The sequence below is a fragment of the Streptomyces longisporus genome (assembly GCF_039532765.1).
GTDB classification, from domain to species: domain Bacteria; phylum Actinomycetota; class Actinomycetes; order Streptomycetales; family Streptomycetaceae; genus Streptomyces; species Streptomyces longisporus.
This window is the reverse complement of record NZ_BAAASG010000004.1, coordinates 244,612-261,003: the sequence shown is the minus strand read 5'-3', so window position 1 is coordinate 261,003 and position 16,392 is coordinate 244,612. Positions and strand designations below refer to the sequence as shown.

The following is a 16,392-nucleotide window of genomic DNA, read 5'->3' as shown; positions in this document are numbered from 1 at the left end:
TCACTCCTCGTCGCGCAGCCGGCCCGCCAGGGACGTCAGCGGCTCGGTCCGCTCCGTGTGGCCCAGAGCGGTCAGGCGGGAGATCGCCGCGTCGAGGCGGGTGAGAGCGGGGGCCGGGCGTTCCAGGTAGAGGCCCTCGACGGCAGCCGCGAGGCGGATGCACTCGGCCCACTCGCCGGCACGGCCGTCGTCCGTTCCCGGTTCGCCGAGCAGCGCCAGGGCCTTGTCCAGGGCGGCCAGGGCGTCCTCGTACTCGCCGGCGTAGGCGTTGACCCGTCCGTGCTCGTAGGCCAGGGCGGTGTCCAGGGAGCGGCCGTGGGCCTCGTACCCGGCGGTGCGGGCCTCGTCGGCTATCCGGCCGGCGTCGGCGAGGAAGGCACGGGCGTCGGCCAGGCCGTCGGGACCCTGCTGCTGGGCCTGGAGGCGGGCGAGTTCCCGCAGGCAGTTGCTGAGCTGCTCATAACGCGGGGCCCGGGCGTGGGCGCCGAGTGCCTGGTCCGCGGCCTCGCGGGCCCGGCCGAACTCACCGGCTTCACCCAGGAGTACGGCCGTCTCGGCGGCGATCATGGCATGGCTTCCCGGGTCGTCGTCCCAGCAGGCCGACTCGGCCGCGAGGGCGACGAACTCCGCCGTGGCGGCCTTGAGGTCCTCCCCCTCGTGCAGCGCGCGGGCCCGGGTCAGGCGCAGCTGGGCGACGAGCCGGTCGTCCACCTCTCCGGCCGCGATGTCCGGTTCGGCCAGCAGGGAGTCGAGCAGGGCGATGCAGTCCTCCACGCGGCCAAGGTCGAGGCTGAGCCGGGCCGCGTTGCTGTAGGCGCAGTACGCGTCCGTGCGGCTGCCGTGGCGCAGGTCCAGCTCCGCGGAGCGCGTCAGGTGCCGCAGGGCCTCGTCGGGGCGGCCCAGATGCATACAGGCCTCGGCCAGATCACCGTGGAGGCGGGTGGTGTCGACGGCGTCGGCCGGCCAGTCGGCGGCCAGTCGCAGCCCCTCGCTGAGGTCCGCGTGCGCGGCCTTGGCGTCCCGCAGGCCGAGCTGGAGGCGGCCGCGCAGGCCGAGCGTGCGGGGCAGGTGCCAGGCGGGACCGTGCTCCTTCAGCCGGTCGAGGAGAGCGTCGGTCTGGGTGACGGCGGCGGGCAGGTGTCCGGAGATGGCGTAGGTGCTGGCCCGCAGCTGCAGGGCGCCGGAGATCTGCCCGACGATGTCGTGCCGGGTGGCGAAGGCGTGCAGCAGGTCCACCTCGGCGAGCACCGGTGCGACGTGCTCGTCGCTCCGTGACGTCTGCAGGCGCAGGGCGAGCGCGGTCGCCCGCAGTCGCAACAGGCGGGCCTCCTGGAACGGGGCCAGTCCGGGCGTCTCCTCGTGCAGACGGACCATGGACGCGTGGGCGGCGGTCAGCGCGGCGGCCTTCGCCTCGGCTTCATCGGCTCCTTCCGTGGCGCTCTCCGCGCGGATCTCAGCGCCGGCCAGCAGAGCGCAGGCGCGGGCCAGCGTCGCCTCTCCCGGCTGTCCGACGGCGTCGTACAGGGCCGCGGCCTCCTCGTGGAGCTCGGCGGCCACGGCGAACTCGTCCTTGTTGCCCGCCCGGTTCGCCTCGTCGGCCAGCAGGTCGGCGCGCAGTCGTACCAGCGGGCCCACGGCCGGGTCTTCGGGGTGGGTGTAGTCGCGGGCGGCGACGAGCGTGCGCAGCCGCGCCCAGCAGGCCTGGGCGTCCGGGTGCCCCTGCTCGTCCAACTTCCTTGCCCGGAGGACGAGTTCCGGCAGCGAGTCTGGGACGGCGGCGGCCGTGCGGGCGGCGGGCGCGGCGACCGGGGCGGCCGGGGCCACGTCGTCGAGGCTGCGGGGACGCAGGGTCAGTTCCAGTGCGTCCAGGAGCGGGGCACGGTCGAGGCGGGCGCGGCGGCGGTCGGTGTGGGCCGTGGTGCCGTTGCGGGCGTCGAAGCGGGCGGCGAGGTCGTCGGCGCGGCCGCGCACCTCGGCGCGCAGGCCGGCCACCGTCCAGGCGCGGCCCGCGTACCCGGCGGCGGGCTGTTCGCCGTGGCCGAGCAGCTCGATGCGCTGGAGGAGGACCTCCACGCCGGTGAGGAAACCGAGCTGGTCCAGCGGCGAGTCGACCTCGTCGAACAGGTTCCGGTTCTCGGCGAGCAGTTCCAGTCCGCGTGCCTCGTTGCCGGTCAGCGCGCAGAACTCCAGGTGCCGGGCGACCTCCTGGGCCATGGAGGGGTTGCGGCGGCAGCCGCGGTAGCCGGCGAGGTGCAGTGCGCGGGCCTGATCGATGCCGCCGGTGCGCAACAGGGGCAACAGCGCGTACGAGATGGAGCGGGCCGGCTCCTCGTGGCAGGACTCCTTCCCGGCCAGGACAGGCTCCCAGGTGCGCAGGGCCCGCTCGTCGTCACCAGCTTCGAGGTGGTACAGCGCGCGCTCGCAGATCTCGCAGGCCTCGCAGTCGCTGAGCCTGGTGCGGGTGCGGCCCGCCCACAGCTCGTAGGCGAGGGCGGTGTCCTCGCCCACGTGGGCGGCGAGCCGGTAGGCCTGTCCGTAGTAGGGCTGCAGACCGAGGTCGGCCATCTCGTACCGGTCGCGCATCTCCGTCAGCCACTGGCGCAAGCTGGGCAGCGGTACTTCGGGCAGCTGAAGCAGGGCGTGGGCCACCCACTTGAACCGCCAGAACAGCTGGTGGCGCGTGCGGTCGTCGAAGACGTCGGGCTGCTCGTCGAAGAGGGTGAGCAGACGGGCGAAGACGACGGGCGACTTCCGGGGTTCGGAGCCGTAGGTGTACGCCTCCTGGAGTTCGAGGAGTGCATGGACCAGCGGAAGCGGCTCCGCGAACTGCTCGGCGGCGTCGACGAGTTCCTCGGCGATGACGGTACGGGTGCGGCCGTAGGGGCGCCGATCGTTCTCCTGGAGCGCCTGGTACAGCTCGTCGGTGTTCTGGGGTGCGGTCGGCATCGTCAGCTGTCCTTGCGGAGGGCGTGGGCGAGGAGGTCTAGGAAGGAGCGGTTGATGAGGCTCGACTCGGCGGGCCTGAGCGGACGCCTCGACAGCATCGCGGCCTGCCCGTAGAGGGCTTCGGCGCTGGTGCGGGCCAGTTCGGGCTCGTCGATGGTGACAGCGGTGCGCACCAGCGGATTGAGCTGGTTGAGGATCAGCTGGGCGCGCGGGGCCTCCTGGCGCAGAGCGCCGAGGATGTCGCCCCAGATGCCGCCCTGCTGCTCGCGGGCGAGCTGGGAGCGGGTGCGTTCGTGCCGGGCCTCGCGGCTGTCGAGGAGGAGGGCGGGGGCGGAGGCCGGCTGGAAGGTGCGCAGCGCCACGTCGCAGTCGAAGACGGCGAGGGCGTCGCGGGCCTGGGCGAGGTAGGCCGCGGCGGCCAGTTCCGTCTCCCGGTCGACGGGGTCGAGGTGGGCGGTCAGGGTCGCCGGGTCGAGGTCGGCGACGCTGACCTCGGGCCTGATCTCCGGCAGCCGGTGGACCAGTTCACGGTCGTAGGTGTAGCCGCCGTTGACGACACCGAGCCCGGCGGCCGAGGCGATCGCCGCGACCTGCCGGAACTCCTCCACGCTCGACGTCACGAGCACGGTGCGGTGGCTGCGCGCGAACTCGTCCAGCGTGGCGTGTCCGTCGGTGGTCTCGAACGGCAGCCAGAGCAGCAGCATCCGCAGGATCTCGTCGTCGTGCACCGCGAGCGACTTCACGGCCAGGTGGTGGGCCTGCAGAAAGCGGCCGAGCAGGTCCGGGTCGCTGGCGGCGGCGCGGGCGATCCATGCGCGCAGCCGCTCGGCGAGGGCGTCACGGACCGCGGCGAGGGTGTCGTCCTCGTACAGGGACTCGCGGGATGCCGTCGGGCGCAGGCTCTCGGCGTCGACGACGCAGCGGACGAAGAAGGCCCACTCGGGCAGGATCTCCTCGGCCTGCTCGGACAGCAGCATCCCCTTGACGTGCACGCGGTGGCCGTGACGGCGTCCGGCCGGCACCGTCTCGGGCAGGATGCATGCGATGCCCTTGAGACCCACGGCCGGCAGGTCCAGCTCGACGGTGTCCAGCGGCTTGAACCCGAAGACCTCCTCGCCGTACGCGGCCAGCGCTCGCGAGCGGGCTCCCGGTGTGGGATGGCTGCGCGACCAGGGTGCGGGCTCGGGGTTGACGGGTGCGCCCGGGCCGCCCGTGCCGTCGTCGAAGGTCACGGGGTGGCGCAGCAGCGAACCGAAGTGCCGGGCCAGGGCGTGCACCTGAGCCGGGCGGGTCCACTCGGCCGCGTCGGCGCGCGGGGTCAGGGTGACGGTGGTGCCGGGGCCAGGGCGGGCCGAGGCGGACAGGGTGCGGACGGTGTAGCTGCCGTCGCCGCGTCCCCGCCACTCCACGGCGGGAGCGTCGGGGATGCGGGCGGAGCGGCTCAGAACGTGGATCTCGTCCGCGACCAGGAAGCAGGAGAGCAGGCCGATGCCGAACTGGCCGATGAAATCAGCGCGTTGCTCCGCGATCCGCTCCGCACGCTTGCTGCTGCGGCCGATGGTGGCCAGGAAGGTGTGCACGTCGGCCTCGGTGAGACCTACGCCGTCGTCCTCGACCCGTACCACCGAACCGTCGGCGTACAGGCGGATGCCGAAGGCGTCGGTGGGGGCGCCCGGCGCGAGGCCGTGCCGGGCGGTCAGCGCGTCCACCGCGTTCTGCAGGAGTTCTCGCAGGTAGACGCGGGGGCTGGAGTAGAGGTGGTGGGAGAGGAGGTCGACGAGGCCGCGCAGATCCACCTGGAAGGTGCGGTCGGCGCCGGCCGGTTCGACGGTGGTGTCGGGCAGAGTCATCAGGCAGTCCGGGGTGTGGTGAGCGACGAGCAGCGGGCGGGTGGGGTTCAGGCGTTGCGCCGGGCGCGGGTGTACATCTCTTCCGGCTTGGCCATGTACTTCCAGGGCCATGGGGTGTAGGCGCCGTCCAGCTCGCGGAAGACGCGCGGCAGCGCGATGCGCTCGGAGGCGAGCGACAGGGCCATGGCGAAGATGTTGAAGTCCTCCTGCCAGCCCGGGCGTCGCTCGTAGGCGGGATGCAGGATGCTGTGCTCGGCCGCCTCCAGCAGCTCGTCCTGGATCTCCGGAGTGACGAGGCAGTTCTTGTCGTCGGACTCGACCCAGTCCTCGATGTGTGCCATCGCGATGACACAGCCGATGCGATGGCCCTCGGGCGCGTCGGCGAACGCCTCGCGGGCGAACGCCAGGGCCTCGCCCGCCTCGCCGCTCCACCGGGGCTGGAGCTGCGAGACCCATTCGATGTGGGTCTCCAGGTCCAACGGGTCGCGGCGCAGGGCGGCGTCGAGCCGGGCCTCGTTGACGGATCGGCCCAGTGACATGCCGCGGCCGGAGGTGAGCAGGCGGCGCCATGGCGTGAGCCAGTCGGGCCGCAACTCGGCGGCCTCCAGCAGATGTTCCTCGGCGATGTGCAGCCGCTCGTGGAAGACCCGCCACTGCTCCTGGCTCACGTTCACGGCACGGGCGGAGGTGCGCGCCTCCCAGCCCCAGGTGATGTGGCGCGCTCCGGATATCAGCAGGGCCGTCGCCCGGTGCTCCTTGTCCTGTTCGACGGCGCGGCCGATCCAGTCCTGCAGGCCGTCCAAGTCGGCCAGCTCGGCCAGGACTTGGTGGTCGCGGCCGAGATCGAAGGGGGCAAGCGCCGTCTTGACCGCCTCCCAGTCAGCCGTCTTCGCGGCCTCCACCAGGGCCAGCACCCGCGCGTCCCCCAGGGCGTGCAGCGTGTACGTCCCGTTCCTCTGCCGGCGTGGAACGGGAAGGGCGTGCGGATCCGCCACCGGTCTCTCCGCGCCCCTGCCGAACAGCCTCCCCAACATGCCGCGCCCTCCCCTGGTCCCCGCGTGATCGTCCGGTGCAGCATAAACGGCACCACTGACACCGCTTCCACAGGGTTTTCACGGTGCGACGCGGCGTGCTCGGTCAGGGGCAGCCGAGTACGGCGGCATCCAGCCGATCTCCCCGGGTGTCTGTCTCAAGGCCGCAACCAAGCACCGTATTTGTCAGTCGTCCCCCATGATGACGCTCAGCGCTCTTCGCCCTCGGCCAACCCCCCACTGTCCGCGAATGAGGCCGCATGCTCCGTATCCATTTCACCACCCAGGACTTACAGAACATCCGCATCGCACGTCGGCCCGACCCCCTGTGGGAACTCGTCTGCGCCACCTGCCGGTTGGTCACACACCAGGGGCCGCTCGAGTTCGGGTCATGGCGTCGCTCCGTCCGCGAACGGATCGCCACGGACCCGGTGGCCGGCCGCGCTCTGCACACGCTGCAGACACTCGTCCCGCCCGTCGGGTACATCCCCGACTTCCTCACCCCGACCGTCCTTGAAGGCGGTCTGCCCGCGGCACTGGAGGAGATTCAGGCCACTCCTCCCGGTCGGCTGCGGCAGGAGTTGGGCAGGCTCGCTGCCGCTCGGCCGCTGCCCGGGTGGACCACGGCACTCGGCCGACCGGGAGACCGCGGCCTGCGCTCTCTGGCGAAGGCCCTGGAAGTCTCCGCCACGACACTGCTCGAACCGCGCTGGGCCCACGCTCGCAGAGCCATCCGTGACGAGGTCGACCTGCGTTCCCGTGTCCTCCTCGACGGCGGTGTCCTGGCCCTGCTGGAGAGCCTGCGGCCGCTCGCCCGGTGGCGGGCACCCGTCCTGGAAGTGGAGTACCCCACCCATCGCGACCTCCATCTGGAGGGCCGCGGGCTGCTTCTGCTCCCGTCCTACTTCTGCTGGCGCAGGCCCACCGCCCTTGCCGATCCCGCCCTCGGGCCGGTCCTGGTCTACCCGGTCACCGCACGGCCGCTCGACTCGATCCCCCTCAACGACAACGGACTCGACCGTCTGCTGGGCCGCACCAGGGCCTCGGTCCTCATCGAGGTGGCCCGCGGCGGCCCCCGGACCACCTCCGAGGTGGCGACGGCTGTCGGCATCGCCCTGCCCAGCGCCAGCTACCAGCTCGCCGTCCTCCGGGACGGAGGGCTGGTGGCAAGCAGGCGGGAGGGGCAGTACGTACGGCACTCGGTGACGCTCATGGGCCACCGGCTCCTGGACGGGGACGAAGGACGGTTGCAGCAGACGGGCCAGACGAACCGCCCATGATTCGACCACCTTCGAAATGCTTCCCGCCCACCCGGCACACGGACGAACATCCTCGGCGGGGCGTGGCCGCCAAGCACCGCGGCGACCGGCCGCACCGCGCCACTCGACCCAACGGGGGAATCATGAAACTGCTGCGCAATCACCGCGCCCGTCGCGCCGCAACCACGGGCGTCACCCTTCTGCTGGCGGGCGTCCTCGGGACCGCCGGAGCCACCGCCTCCAACGCCCGGACCGCGGCACCCCGGACCCAGCAGATCGCCTCGTCCGTCCTCGGCAGCGACTACAAGATCACGCTCACCGCGCTGCGATCGACTCACGACGAGTACGCCGCCTCGGTGCGGCTGCAGGTCTACACGCACACCGGCGGCACGTGGAAGGAGTCCGACCGGGTCACGGTGGGCGAGGTCGACGGATGGTTCTGGTACCCGCTGACCGGCAGCCGGTCCGTCTGCGAGTTCTCGACCGCGAGCATGGAACCCGCGCCCCTCACCGTCAGCCTGCTGATCACCCCGTCCATCGGCTGCTCCCAGCCGGCGCACTACGTCGTGAAGCAGGGCAGGGTCCACGCCGGCTGAACCGCGCCGGCTCCGGACACCGCAACGACGTCACCTACTTTCGGGATGCTCATGAACAAGACCTCGCCCCGCGCCGTCCGGCTCGCAGGCTCCGTGGCGTGCGCGTTCGTCCTTGTCAGCACCTTGACGAGTGCCGCCGCCGCGCAGCCCTCCGGCAGTGCCGCAGCCGGCCGCGCAGTCGCGTACGACTGCGACGTCGACGCCCTCAGCAACCACTGGTGGTGCCGGAACAAGCCGGGGATCCGCGTCCAGTGGGCCGGGCAGACCGTCGGCTACCTCAATTCCGACACCAACTGGTTCACCTGTCGATACGAGGGTGATCCCACGGGCGGCGGCGGTCCGCACCCCAACCGCTGGATCTACACACTCGCCGACACCCCTCACCTCAGTCATGGCGGCTGGGGCTTCGTGAAGGACAGCGACGTCATCGACGAGACCGATCCGCTGCCCCGCTGCTGAAGCGGTACCGCGCCCGCCTCAGTCGAGTTCGATGTCCGGCCGGTACATGTCCAGCCACACCGCGAGGTCCAGCGCGCGTTCCAGGCCGCGCCGTTCGGACTGGGTGTTCACGGGTGTGTCGCGGTGGGCGACGCGGTGCAGGCGGTCGCGGTCGACGAGGTCGAAGACGGGGTGGGCGGGCTGGGCCAGCAGGTCCTTGGCCTGGTCCTGGAGCGCGGTGGCGTACCGGGGGTCCTGGGTCGACGGATAGGGGCTCTTGACCCTGTCGTACACCGACTTCGGGAGCAGATCGGCGGTCGCCTCGCGCAGCAGGCTCTTCTCCCTGCCGTCGAAGGACTTCAGCGACCAGGGCGTGTTGTAGACGTACTCCACCAGGCGGTGGTCGCAGAACGGGACCCGGACCTCGAGACCGACGGCCATGCTCGCGCGGTCCTTGCGGTCGAGCAGGACGCGGACGAAGCGGGTGAGGTGCAGATGGCAGATCTGCCGCATCCGGTACTCGAAGTCGCTCTCGCCGTCCAGGCGGCGGATACCGCCGACGGCGGTGCGGTAGCCGTCGTCGACGTATCCGTCCAGGTCGAGGGAGGCCAGCAGGTCCGGGCGCAGGACCTCGGCGTCCTCGCCGAAGTGGCGGCGGAAGTTGACCAGCCAGGGGAAGGTGCCGCCGCGGCGGGCCTCCTCGTCGAAGAACTGCAGATAGCCGCCGAAGACCTCGTCGGCGGACTCGCCGGACAGGGCGACGGTCGACTGGTCCCGGATGGCACGGAACAGCAGATACAGCGAGGCGTCCATGTCGCCGAGCCCGGCGGGCAGGTCGCGGGCCCGGATCACCTTCGCGCGGATGTCGGGATCGGCGAGTGCCTGCGCGTCCAGCACGATGTCCTGGTGTTCGGTGTGGGCGGTGCGGGCCACGTCGTGGACGAACGGGGTGTCGGGCGTGCCGCGGAGTTCGTCGGCGACGAAATGGTCGGTCTGGCCGACGAAGTCGACGGCGAAGCTGCGTACCTTCTCGCCGTGTTCTCCGAGTTGGCGGGCGGCGAGCGCGGTCATCGCGGAGGAGTCGAGGCCGCCGGAGAGCAGGGTGCAGCGGGGCACGTCGGCGACGAGTTGTCGGCGCACGATGTCGTCGAGGAGGGAGCGTACGGTGGCGATGGTGGTGTCGCGGTCGTCGGTGTGGGGCCGGGTCTCCAGCTGCCAGTAGACGCGGCGCTGCACCCCCGTGCGGTCGACGGTGACGACGGTGCCCGGTTCGACCTCCGCCATCCCCTCCCACACGGCATGCCCCGGCGTCTTGATCATCGTGAACAGTTCGCGCAGGCCGTCCAGTGCGACGCGGGCGGGCGCCAGCGGATTGGCGAGGATCGCCTTGGGTTCGGAGCCGAACAGGACGCCGTCGGGTGTCGGGTAGTAGTAGAAGGGCTTGATGCCCATACGGTCGCGGATCATCACCAGCTTGTCCCGGCGGCCGTCCCACACGGCGAACGCGTACATGCCGTTGAGCCGTTCCGCGACCTGCTCGCCCCATTCGAGGTAGCCGTGCAGGACCACCTCGGTGTCGGAGTCGGTGGTGAAACGGTGGCCGCGGCCGGTGAGTTCACGTCGCAGCTCGGTGAAGTTGTATGTCTCCCCGGAGTAGACGAGTGCCACGGTCCCGTGCGGGGTGTCGACGGTCATCGGCTGGCGGCCGCCGGGCAGATCGATGATCGCCAGCCTGCGGTGCCCGAGGGCCGCGGGTCCCTGCACCCAGGTGCCGCGGTCGTCGGGGCCACGGCAGGCCATCGTCTCGGTCATTGCATCCAATACGGCCGCCTCGGTGCGCAGGTCGCGGTCGAAGGAGATCCAGCCGGTGATGCCGCACATGCGGTGCCTCCTGCTCCAGGTCTGCACGATGGATGCCGTCGCACCTGCGGTTTCCCGGACGCGACGACGACTCACCAGCAGACAAGATGTAACTGCCACGCATATGCGAGGGTGCGCCGCGCCAGGGACGTGGTCAACACGGCCGTAACATCAGCAACCCACTGACCCCCCCTTTTCGGCCCCACTTTGCATCGGCGAAACCCGCGGAGCCCCGCGTCACCGGGCCGCCTGCGCCGGGAATCGGCCACAGGCAAAAACTTCCCCACCGTGGAGCCATTGGGGTGCGGTCACTCAGGGGCGAGGTGGGTCAGCCGCCCGTCGACTCCCGGATCACCAGGGAGAAGCCGCCGACGACGTCCTGGTGCGGGGCCGGGGGCTCGGTCTGTCCGATGCGCCGGATCAGGAGGTCGACCGCCCGCTCTGCCATGCCGTCGTGGTCCGGATCGACACTGGACAGCGAGGGGATGAAGAACTCGCTCTCCGAGACGTTGTCGAAGCCGATCACCTTCACCTGGTCGGGTACGCGCGTCCCCACGTCGGCGAGGCCCCGCAGCACGCCCATGGCGAGGGAGTCGGTCACGCAGAACACGCCGTCGAAGTCGAGCCCGCTCCTCGCCATCTCGCGGGCCCGTTCGGCGCCTTCGCGCATGCCCAGACGGCCCACGTGCTGCACCAGGGCGCGGTCCGCGGACAGGCCCGCGTCCTCCAGGGCCCTCCGGTAGCCGGCGATGCGCAGGCTGGAGGTGTCCACTTCCTCGACCGCCCCGCACACGAACGCGATACGCCGGCAGCCCCGCTCGATCAGATGCCGGGTGGCGGCGTGGGACGCCTCGAAGTTGGGCATGGCGACGTGGTCCACGGGGCCGCCGAAGATCCGGTCGCCGAGGATGACCACCGGATGGTCCACCCTGAGCCGCTCGGCATCGCCCTGCCCCATGCCCGCGGCACTCAGGATGAGCCCGTCGTAGAGCCGGTTGCGGGAGAGGGACAGGGCGTCCAGCTCGTTGTCCCGGGAGGCGGTCTGCTCGATGCTCACCCTGAGTCCGCGCCGCTCGGCTGCGGCGATGATGGTGGCGGCCAGCAGCCCGTAGTAGGCGCTGTTCACCTCCGGAACGGCGAGGCCGATGGTTCCGGTTCGGCCCTTGCGCAGATTGCGGGCCGCGACGTTGACCCGGTAGTCGAGCCGGGCCATGGCCTCGAGCACCTTCTCGCGCGTCGCGGGTCGGACGTTCGGATGGTCGTTGATGACGTTCGAGACGGTCATCGGTGAGACCCCGGCCGCCTTCGCCACGTCCTGGATCGTGGTCACCCTCACCCCTGGTCTGCCGTCCCGGAATCCAGTCGCATGCCAAACCGCACCCGAGTGCACGGGGCCGCGAAGAGAGAGCCGCGGGATCTTGCACACCGTGCCCGGGCGGCCGGAGTCGGAGATCGCAGTCGAGTCGCGTCAGGCGAGCGGGGCGCTGACCGTGACGAACGAGTGCGGCGGCAGTGTGAGAGCGAGCCCCTGGTCGGTGGCCTTGAGGCCGTCGAAGGGGCGCGGGGCGACCATCTGAGGCGTGCCGGGCGTGTTGTGGTCCTGCGGCCGGTCTGCCGTCAGGATGCGGGCGTTCGGCTCGCCGACGGCACAGCCGCGCAGGTCGAGCGTCACCTCCGCGGGCTCCTCCGCATCCAGGTTGGACAGCGAGATCAGCACCGCTCCGTCCTTGACGCTGGCCGAGGCGGACAGGGTCTCCAGCTCCGTGTCGCCGACCGTTCGCCGCAGGGCGTCGCCGCGCAGATGGACGGCGAGCGAAGTGGCGTCCTGGTGGCCCTTGTTCATCTCGAACACGTGGTAGGTCGGGGTCAGCACCAGGCTGTCGCCGTCGGTGAGGAGCATGGCCTGCAGGACGTTGACCGTCTGCGCGATGTTGGCCATGTAAAGGCGGGCGGCGTGCCGGTGGAAGATGTCGAAGTGGGTGGAGGCCACCAGCGCGTCACGCAGGGTGTTCTGCTGGAACAGGAAGCCCGGGTCGGTGCCCGGCTCGACGTCCCACCAGGTGCCCCACTCGTCCAGGACCAGCCCGACCGTACGGCCCGGGTCGTAGACGTCCATGACGGTCGAGTGGCCGGTCAGGATGCGGTCGATGCGGCGGGCCGCGACCATGGTGCGGTAGTAGTCGTCGGTGTCGAAGACGGTCGCGCTGCCCTTCGCCTCCCAGGGGCCCGCCAGCGTGTAGTAGTGCACGGACAGGCCCTGGAAGAAGTTCTTCGGGGTGGCCTCGCAGCCGAAGCAGCTGATCTGCTGCATCAGCGTCTCGGTCCACTTGTAGTCGGCGTCCGAGGCGCCCGAGGCGATGCGGTAGAGCTTGTTGTCACCGTGGTCGCGGCAGTACGTGGCGTACTGGCGGGCCAGGTCGGCGGAGTACTCGGCGCGCATGTTGCCGCCGCAGCCCCAGGTCTCGTTGCCGATGCCCCAGAACTTCACCCGCCAGGGCTCCTCGCGGCCGTTGGCCTTGCGCAGCCGCACCATGGGACTGTCACCGTCGCGGGTGAGGTACTCGACCCACTCGCTCATCTCGCGCACGGTGCCGGAGCCGACGTTGCCGCTGATGTACGGCTCGGCGCCGAGCAGCTCGCACAGCGCCATGAACTCATGGGTGCCGAAGTGGTTGTTCTCCTCGACGTCACCCCAGTGCGTGTTGACCATGCTCGGCCGCTGCTCGCGCGGGCCGATGCCGTCACGCCAGTGGTACTCGTCGGCGAAACAGCCGCCCGGCCAGCGCAGGTTGGGGATGTCCAGGGCACGCAACGCCTGCACGACGTCGAGGCGAATACCGCCCTCGTTCGGGATCGACGAGTCCTCCCCGACCCAGAAACCGCCGTAGATGCAGCGGCCGAGATGCTCGGCGAAGTGACCGTAGAGGTGACGGCTGATCCTCGGGCCCTCGATGTCGAGGTTGATGACCGCGGTGGCGTTGGGCACGGACGTACTCCTGTGTCGGGTCGAGGAGGGGGGCGAGTGCTACATGGCAACCGCTTTCTTGTAGCGATACAAACGTACCTGCCGCGGTCCTGCCTCCGCCATGCCCGCAGCGCTCAGGGCTGCGTGACTTTGCGGTCGTGGTCGGCGGCGTACGCGGCGAAGACCTCCGTCGTGGTGCCGTCCAGGTGCAGAAAGCGCTGGTCGAGAATGGTGGCGAGGTCGTCAAGGGCGCCGGCGAGCAGGTCCCCGGCCAGTCGCACGTCCGGCCGCCGAGCCGCCTGCCCTTGCCGGGCAAGGGCGACGGCATAGCCGAGGACGGCCGCCAGGGAGGAGTGGTCCTCGCCGTCGTGGAAGTAGTAGGCCTCGGCGTACTGGGTGAAGTCGATACGGACTCGTACGACCTCGGTGGCGAGGCCGTCCAGCAGCGCCGCTCCGGCCACGCTGTCGATGTGCTCGGTCGTCGGAGCCGATCGGTGCAGCAGCGCGAGCCGGATGGCCAGAACCCGTCTGCGGGTCAGCGCGGGGTAGATCTCCAGGACCCAGGAGACCGTGGCCGTCAGGAGGGCGAAGCCGACGAGGGCCTCCAACGGCGAGGCCAGGCGGAGCCAGCCTTCGCCTGGCGTGATGTCCCCCAGGCCGAGGGTGGCGACGGTGACCAGGGACAGGTACACCGAGTCGAGCAGCGCGGGCTGCTGCGCCGCTCTGGAACCCGGGGTGAGCGTGAACGCGCCCGGCATATGGGGCCAGTAGATGATCGCCCAGCCCAGGATGATGATGACGGCCCAGAGTCCCACCACCGTCACCATGGCCAGCGGCCCGACGAGGCCGAGCATGCGGGGACGGAGCCGGGAGCGGCGGGCCAGTCGCCACATGCTCGTCATGACGAATCGGCTGATGCCGCCGTGACGGGTGGGGTGCCAGAGCGTGTGGAACAGATCCCGTAGGACAGCCAGGACCAGTCCGACGCCGACCAGCGAGACCAGCCACTCCATCCACGTCTCCCACGGGCCTGTTCCGTGAAGCGCCTCGATGCCCCCGGGCGCCGGGGAGCCTTGCACCTCCCGCCCGATTTTGCCCTGGTTTAAGCTGCTATGCCAAGGATGGCAGGGGCCAAGTGCGTCCGCCTCGCCGCATACGGCCCGCTCGCTGCCGTGGCGGCCGCGAGCAGGGCTTCGTCGTCTCCGACGGGATCTTCGACGGCTGCCGAAGGTTTCAGCTGGTGAGGACGACGAGTTGCTGCGTCGCTCGGGTCATGGCGACATAGCGGTCGACCGCTCCTGAGATGCCCGTGCCGAACGCCTCCGGGTCGACGAGGACGACCAGGTCGAACTCGAGGCCCTTCGACAGCTCCGGGGTCAGCGACCGGACCCGGGATGTGGCCGGGAAAGCGGGGTCGCCGATGACACAGGCGATCCCCTCGGCATGCTCGGCCAACCAGGTGTCCAGGATCGAGTCCAGCTCCGAGACGGCGCCGTGTACGACCGGGATGCCGCTGCTGCGGATCGAGGTCGGCACGTTGGCGTCCGGGAGTACGGCCCGGATGACCGGCTCGGCTTCCGTCATGACCTCCTGCGGGGTGCGGTAGTTGATGCTCAGGGAGGCCACGTCGACACGGTCGAGCCCGATCCGTCCGAGCCGTTCCTGCCATGTCTCCGTGAACCCGTGCCGGGCCTGCGCGCGGTCACCGACGATGGTGAAGCTGCGGGACGGGCAGCGCAGCAGGAGCATCTGCCATTCCGCGTCGGTGAGTTCCTGGGCCTCGTCCACGACGACGTGCGCGAACGGGCCGGCCAGCAGATCCGGTTCGACGACGGTCAGTTCGGCCTCGTCGACCAGGCTGACCTTGGCGTCCTGGCCGCGCAACATCCTCACCAGGCCTTCGCCGTCGTCACCGTCGGCGCCGGAATCGGCCGCCGCGTCGATGAGGTTGTCCACGACCTGCGCCATGCGCTCGCGCTGGGCGGCGAGGACGGCCGCGTGCCGGCGCTTGCGCAGGGCGGTCTCCGGGTCGCCGAGCCGCTGCCGGGCGGCGTCCAGGAGCGGCAGGTCGGACACCGTCCAGGCCTGGGCATCCGCCCGCTGCAGCCTGCGGACGTCCTCGCGGCCCAGCCAGGGCGCGCACATCCGCAGATAGGCCGGCACCGACCACAGGTCTGAGACCAGGTCGGCCGCTTCGAGCAGCGGCCATGCCCGGTTGAGGGTCCCGACCAGCTCCTTGTCCTGCCGCAGCGCCCTGCGGAACTGCTCCGGCGGGATGTCGTCGCCGTCGTATCGGTCCTCCAGGATCGTGAGCAGCTTGTCCCAGATCTGCTCACGCGCCTCGTTGTGCGGGGTGCCGGGTTCCGGCGCGTCGAACGCCTCGGCCCAGTCGTCGGCGCTCAGCCGGATGTCGGTCCAGTCGACGGTGACCGTCATCGCCTCCGTGGGCGGCTCCTCGTAGAACCGGACGGCCTTCTCGATCGCCTTCACCATCTCGGCGGACGACTTCAGCCGGGCCACCTCGGGGTCGCTCTCGACGCCCGCCTCGGCTCCCTCCTCGACGAGGTCCCGCAGGATGCAGATCTGCACGCCCTCCTCGCCGAGGCTCGGCAGGACGTCGGCGACATAGTCCAGGTAGGGCCGGTGCGGGCCGACGAACAGTACGCCGCCCCGACGGTGACCGAGGCGGGGGTCGGAGTAGAGAAGGTGGGCGGAGCGGTGCAGGGCGACAACGGTCTTGCCGGTGCCGGGGCCGCCGTCGACGACGAGAGCGCCGCGGGATCCCGCCCGGATGATGGCGTCCTGGTCGGCCTGGATGGTGGCGAGCACGTCCCGCATGCGGGCCGAACGGTTGCTGCCCAGGCTGGCGATGAACGCGGACTGGTCGTCGAGCGCGGCGCGCCCTTCCAGCCCGTCGGTGGTGAACACCTCGTCCCAGTAGTCGCTGATCCGGCCGCGGGTCCAGCGATAGCGTCGGCGGCTGACCAGGCCCATCGGGTTGGCGTGGGTCGCCGCGAAGAACGGCTCGGCCGCGGGAGAGCGCCAGTCGATCAGCAGGCGCCGGCCCGTGCTGTCGGTCAGTCCCAGTCGTCCGATGTAGACGGGCTCGGGGTCGTCCGCGCTGACGATGTGTCCGAGGCACAGGTCCAGGCCGAAGCGGCGCAGGGCGCGCAGTCGGCCGGTCAGCCGGTGCACCTCCATGTCACGGTCCATCGCCTGCCGGCCGAGGCCGCCGGGTCCCTTGAGCTCGGTCTCCAGGCGGGCGGACAGGTCGGCGATCGTCTGCCCGAGGTTCTCGGCGATCGCGGCGAAGTGCTGCTCGTCGCCGGCGATCAGGGCCGGGTCGGCCTTGTGGGCGAGTCGGTCGGGAAGGTCGAACGCACGGGTGGTCAGGGGGGTCGTGTCACCAGACAGGACATGCACGTCGTGAAACTCCCATTTCCGCAG

Annotated in this window: 11 protein-coding genes; 3 read left to right on the top strand and 8 right to left on the bottom strand. The window is 70.9% G+C overall.

Annotated elements, in window-relative coordinates; translation table 11 throughout:
* Genes ABD355_RS07965 through ABD355_RS07955 form a run of 3 tightly spaced genes read right to left on the bottom strand, consistent with a single transcriptional unit; the run spans position 1 to position 5,830 of the window.
* Entirely contained in the window at positions 1-2,946 is a 2,946-nt protein-coding gene (locus tag ABD355_RS07965; protein ID WP_344399397.1) for a hypothetical protein, read from the bottom strand.
* Between the two features lie 2 nt (positions 2,947-2,948).
* Positions 2,949-4,796, bottom strand: coding sequence for an HSP90 family protein (locus tag ABD355_RS07960; protein WP_344399396.1), 1,848 nt, complete (start codon positions 4,794-4,796; stop codon positions 2,949-2,951).
* Positions 4,797-4,843: 47 nt separating this feature from the next.
* A complete protein-coding gene (locus ABD355_RS07955) occupies positions 4,844-5,830 on the bottom strand; it encodes a hypothetical protein (protein WP_344399395.1) in 987 nt (328 codons plus the stop codon).
* Between the two features lie 257 nt (positions 5,831-6,087).
* Between ABD355_RS07955 and ABD355_RS07950 the strand changes: the two genes are divergently transcribed.
* The 3 genes from ABD355_RS07950 (at position 6,088) to ABD355_RS07940 (ending at position 8,141) form a co-directional block, all read left to right on the top strand.
* Positions 6,088-7,107, top strand: a complete 1,020-nt coding sequence (locus ABD355_RS07950; protein ID WP_344399394.1) for an ArsR/SmtB family transcription factor — start codon at positions 6,088-6,090, stop codon at positions 7,105-7,107.
* 122 nt (positions 7,108-7,229) lie between these two features.
* Positions 7,230-7,682 (top strand): hypothetical protein, encoded by a 453-nt coding sequence (locus tag ABD355_RS07945; protein ID WP_344399393.1) that lies wholly within the window; start codon positions 7,230-7,232, stop codon positions 7,680-7,682.
* Positions 7,683-7,733: 51 nt separating this feature from the next.
* A complete protein-coding gene (locus ABD355_RS07940) occupies positions 7,734-8,141 on the top strand; it encodes a hypothetical protein (protein ID WP_344399392.1) in 408 nt (135 codons plus the stop codon).
* Positions 8,142-8,159: 18 nt separating this feature from the next.
* Here ABD355_RS07940 and asnB read toward each other — a convergent pair whose 3' ends face one another.
* From asnB to helR, 5 genes are all read right to left on the bottom strand, one after another.
* Complete coding sequence (asnB, locus tag ABD355_RS07935; protein ID WP_344399390.1) at positions 8,160-10,001, bottom strand: asparagine synthase (glutamine-hydrolyzing); 1,842 nt, start codon at positions 9,999-10,001, stop codon at positions 8,160-8,162.
* A gap of 307 nt (positions 10,002-10,308) precedes the next feature.
* Positions 10,309-11,310 (bottom strand): LacI family DNA-binding transcriptional regulator, encoded by a 1,002-nt coding sequence (locus ABD355_RS07930; protein ID WP_344399389.1) that lies wholly within the window; start codon positions 11,308-11,310, stop codon positions 10,309-10,311.
* 138 nt (positions 11,311-11,448) lie between these two features.
* Entirely contained in the window at positions 11,449-12,966 is a 1,518-nt protein-coding gene (locus ABD355_RS07925; protein WP_344399388.1) for an alpha-N-arabinofuranosidase, read from the bottom strand.
* 113 nt (positions 12,967-13,079) lie between these two features.
* Positions 13,080-13,958 carry a potassium channel family protein gene (locus ABD355_RS07920; protein WP_344399386.1) on the bottom strand — a complete coding sequence of 293 codons (879 nt, stop codon included), beginning with the start codon at positions 13,956-13,958 and terminating at the stop codon, positions 13,080-13,082.
* A gap of 220 nt (positions 13,959-14,178) precedes the next feature.
* A complete protein-coding gene (gene helR, locus ABD355_RS07915; RefSeq protein ID WP_344399385.1) occupies positions 14,179-16,368 on the bottom strand; it encodes an RNA polymerase recycling motor ATPase HelR in 2,190 nt (729 codons plus the stop codon).
* Between the last annotated feature and the right edge of the window lie 24 nt (positions 16,369-16,392).

What these genes read in the sequence shown, in the direction of transcription:
- ABD355_RS07920 (WP_344399386.1), bottom strand. Translation starts at nt 13,958, where the DNA reads ATGGAGTGGCTGGTCTCGCTGGTCGGCGTCGGACTGGTCCTGGCTGTC.
- ABD355_RS07960 (WP_344399396.1), bottom strand. Translation starts at nt 4,796, where the DNA reads ATGACTCTGCCCGACACCACCGTCGAACCGGCCGGCGCCGACCGCACC.
- ABD355_RS07965 (WP_344399397.1), bottom strand. Translation starts at nt 2,946, where the DNA reads ATGCCGACCGCACCCCAGAACACCGACGAGCTGTACCAGGCGCTCCAG.
- ABD355_RS07955 (WP_344399395.1), bottom strand. Translation starts at nt 5,830, where the DNA reads ATGTTGGGGAGGCTGTTCGGCAGGGGCGCGGAGAGACCGGTGGCGGAT.
- ABD355_RS07950 (WP_344399394.1), top strand. Translation starts at nt 6,088, where the DNA reads ATGCTCCGTATCCATTTCACCACCCAGGACTTACAGAACATCCGCATC.
- asnB (WP_344399390.1), bottom strand. Translation starts at nt 10,001, where the DNA reads ATGTGCGGCATCACCGGCTGGATCTCCTTCGACCGCGACCTGCGCACC.
- ABD355_RS07945 (WP_344399393.1), top strand. Translation starts at nt 7,230, where the DNA reads ATGAAACTGCTGCGCAATCACCGCGCCCGTCGCGCCGCAACCACGGGC.
- ABD355_RS07940 (WP_344399392.1), top strand. Translation starts at nt 7,734, where the DNA reads ATGAACAAGACCTCGCCCCGCGCCGTCCGGCTCGCAGGCTCCGTGGCG.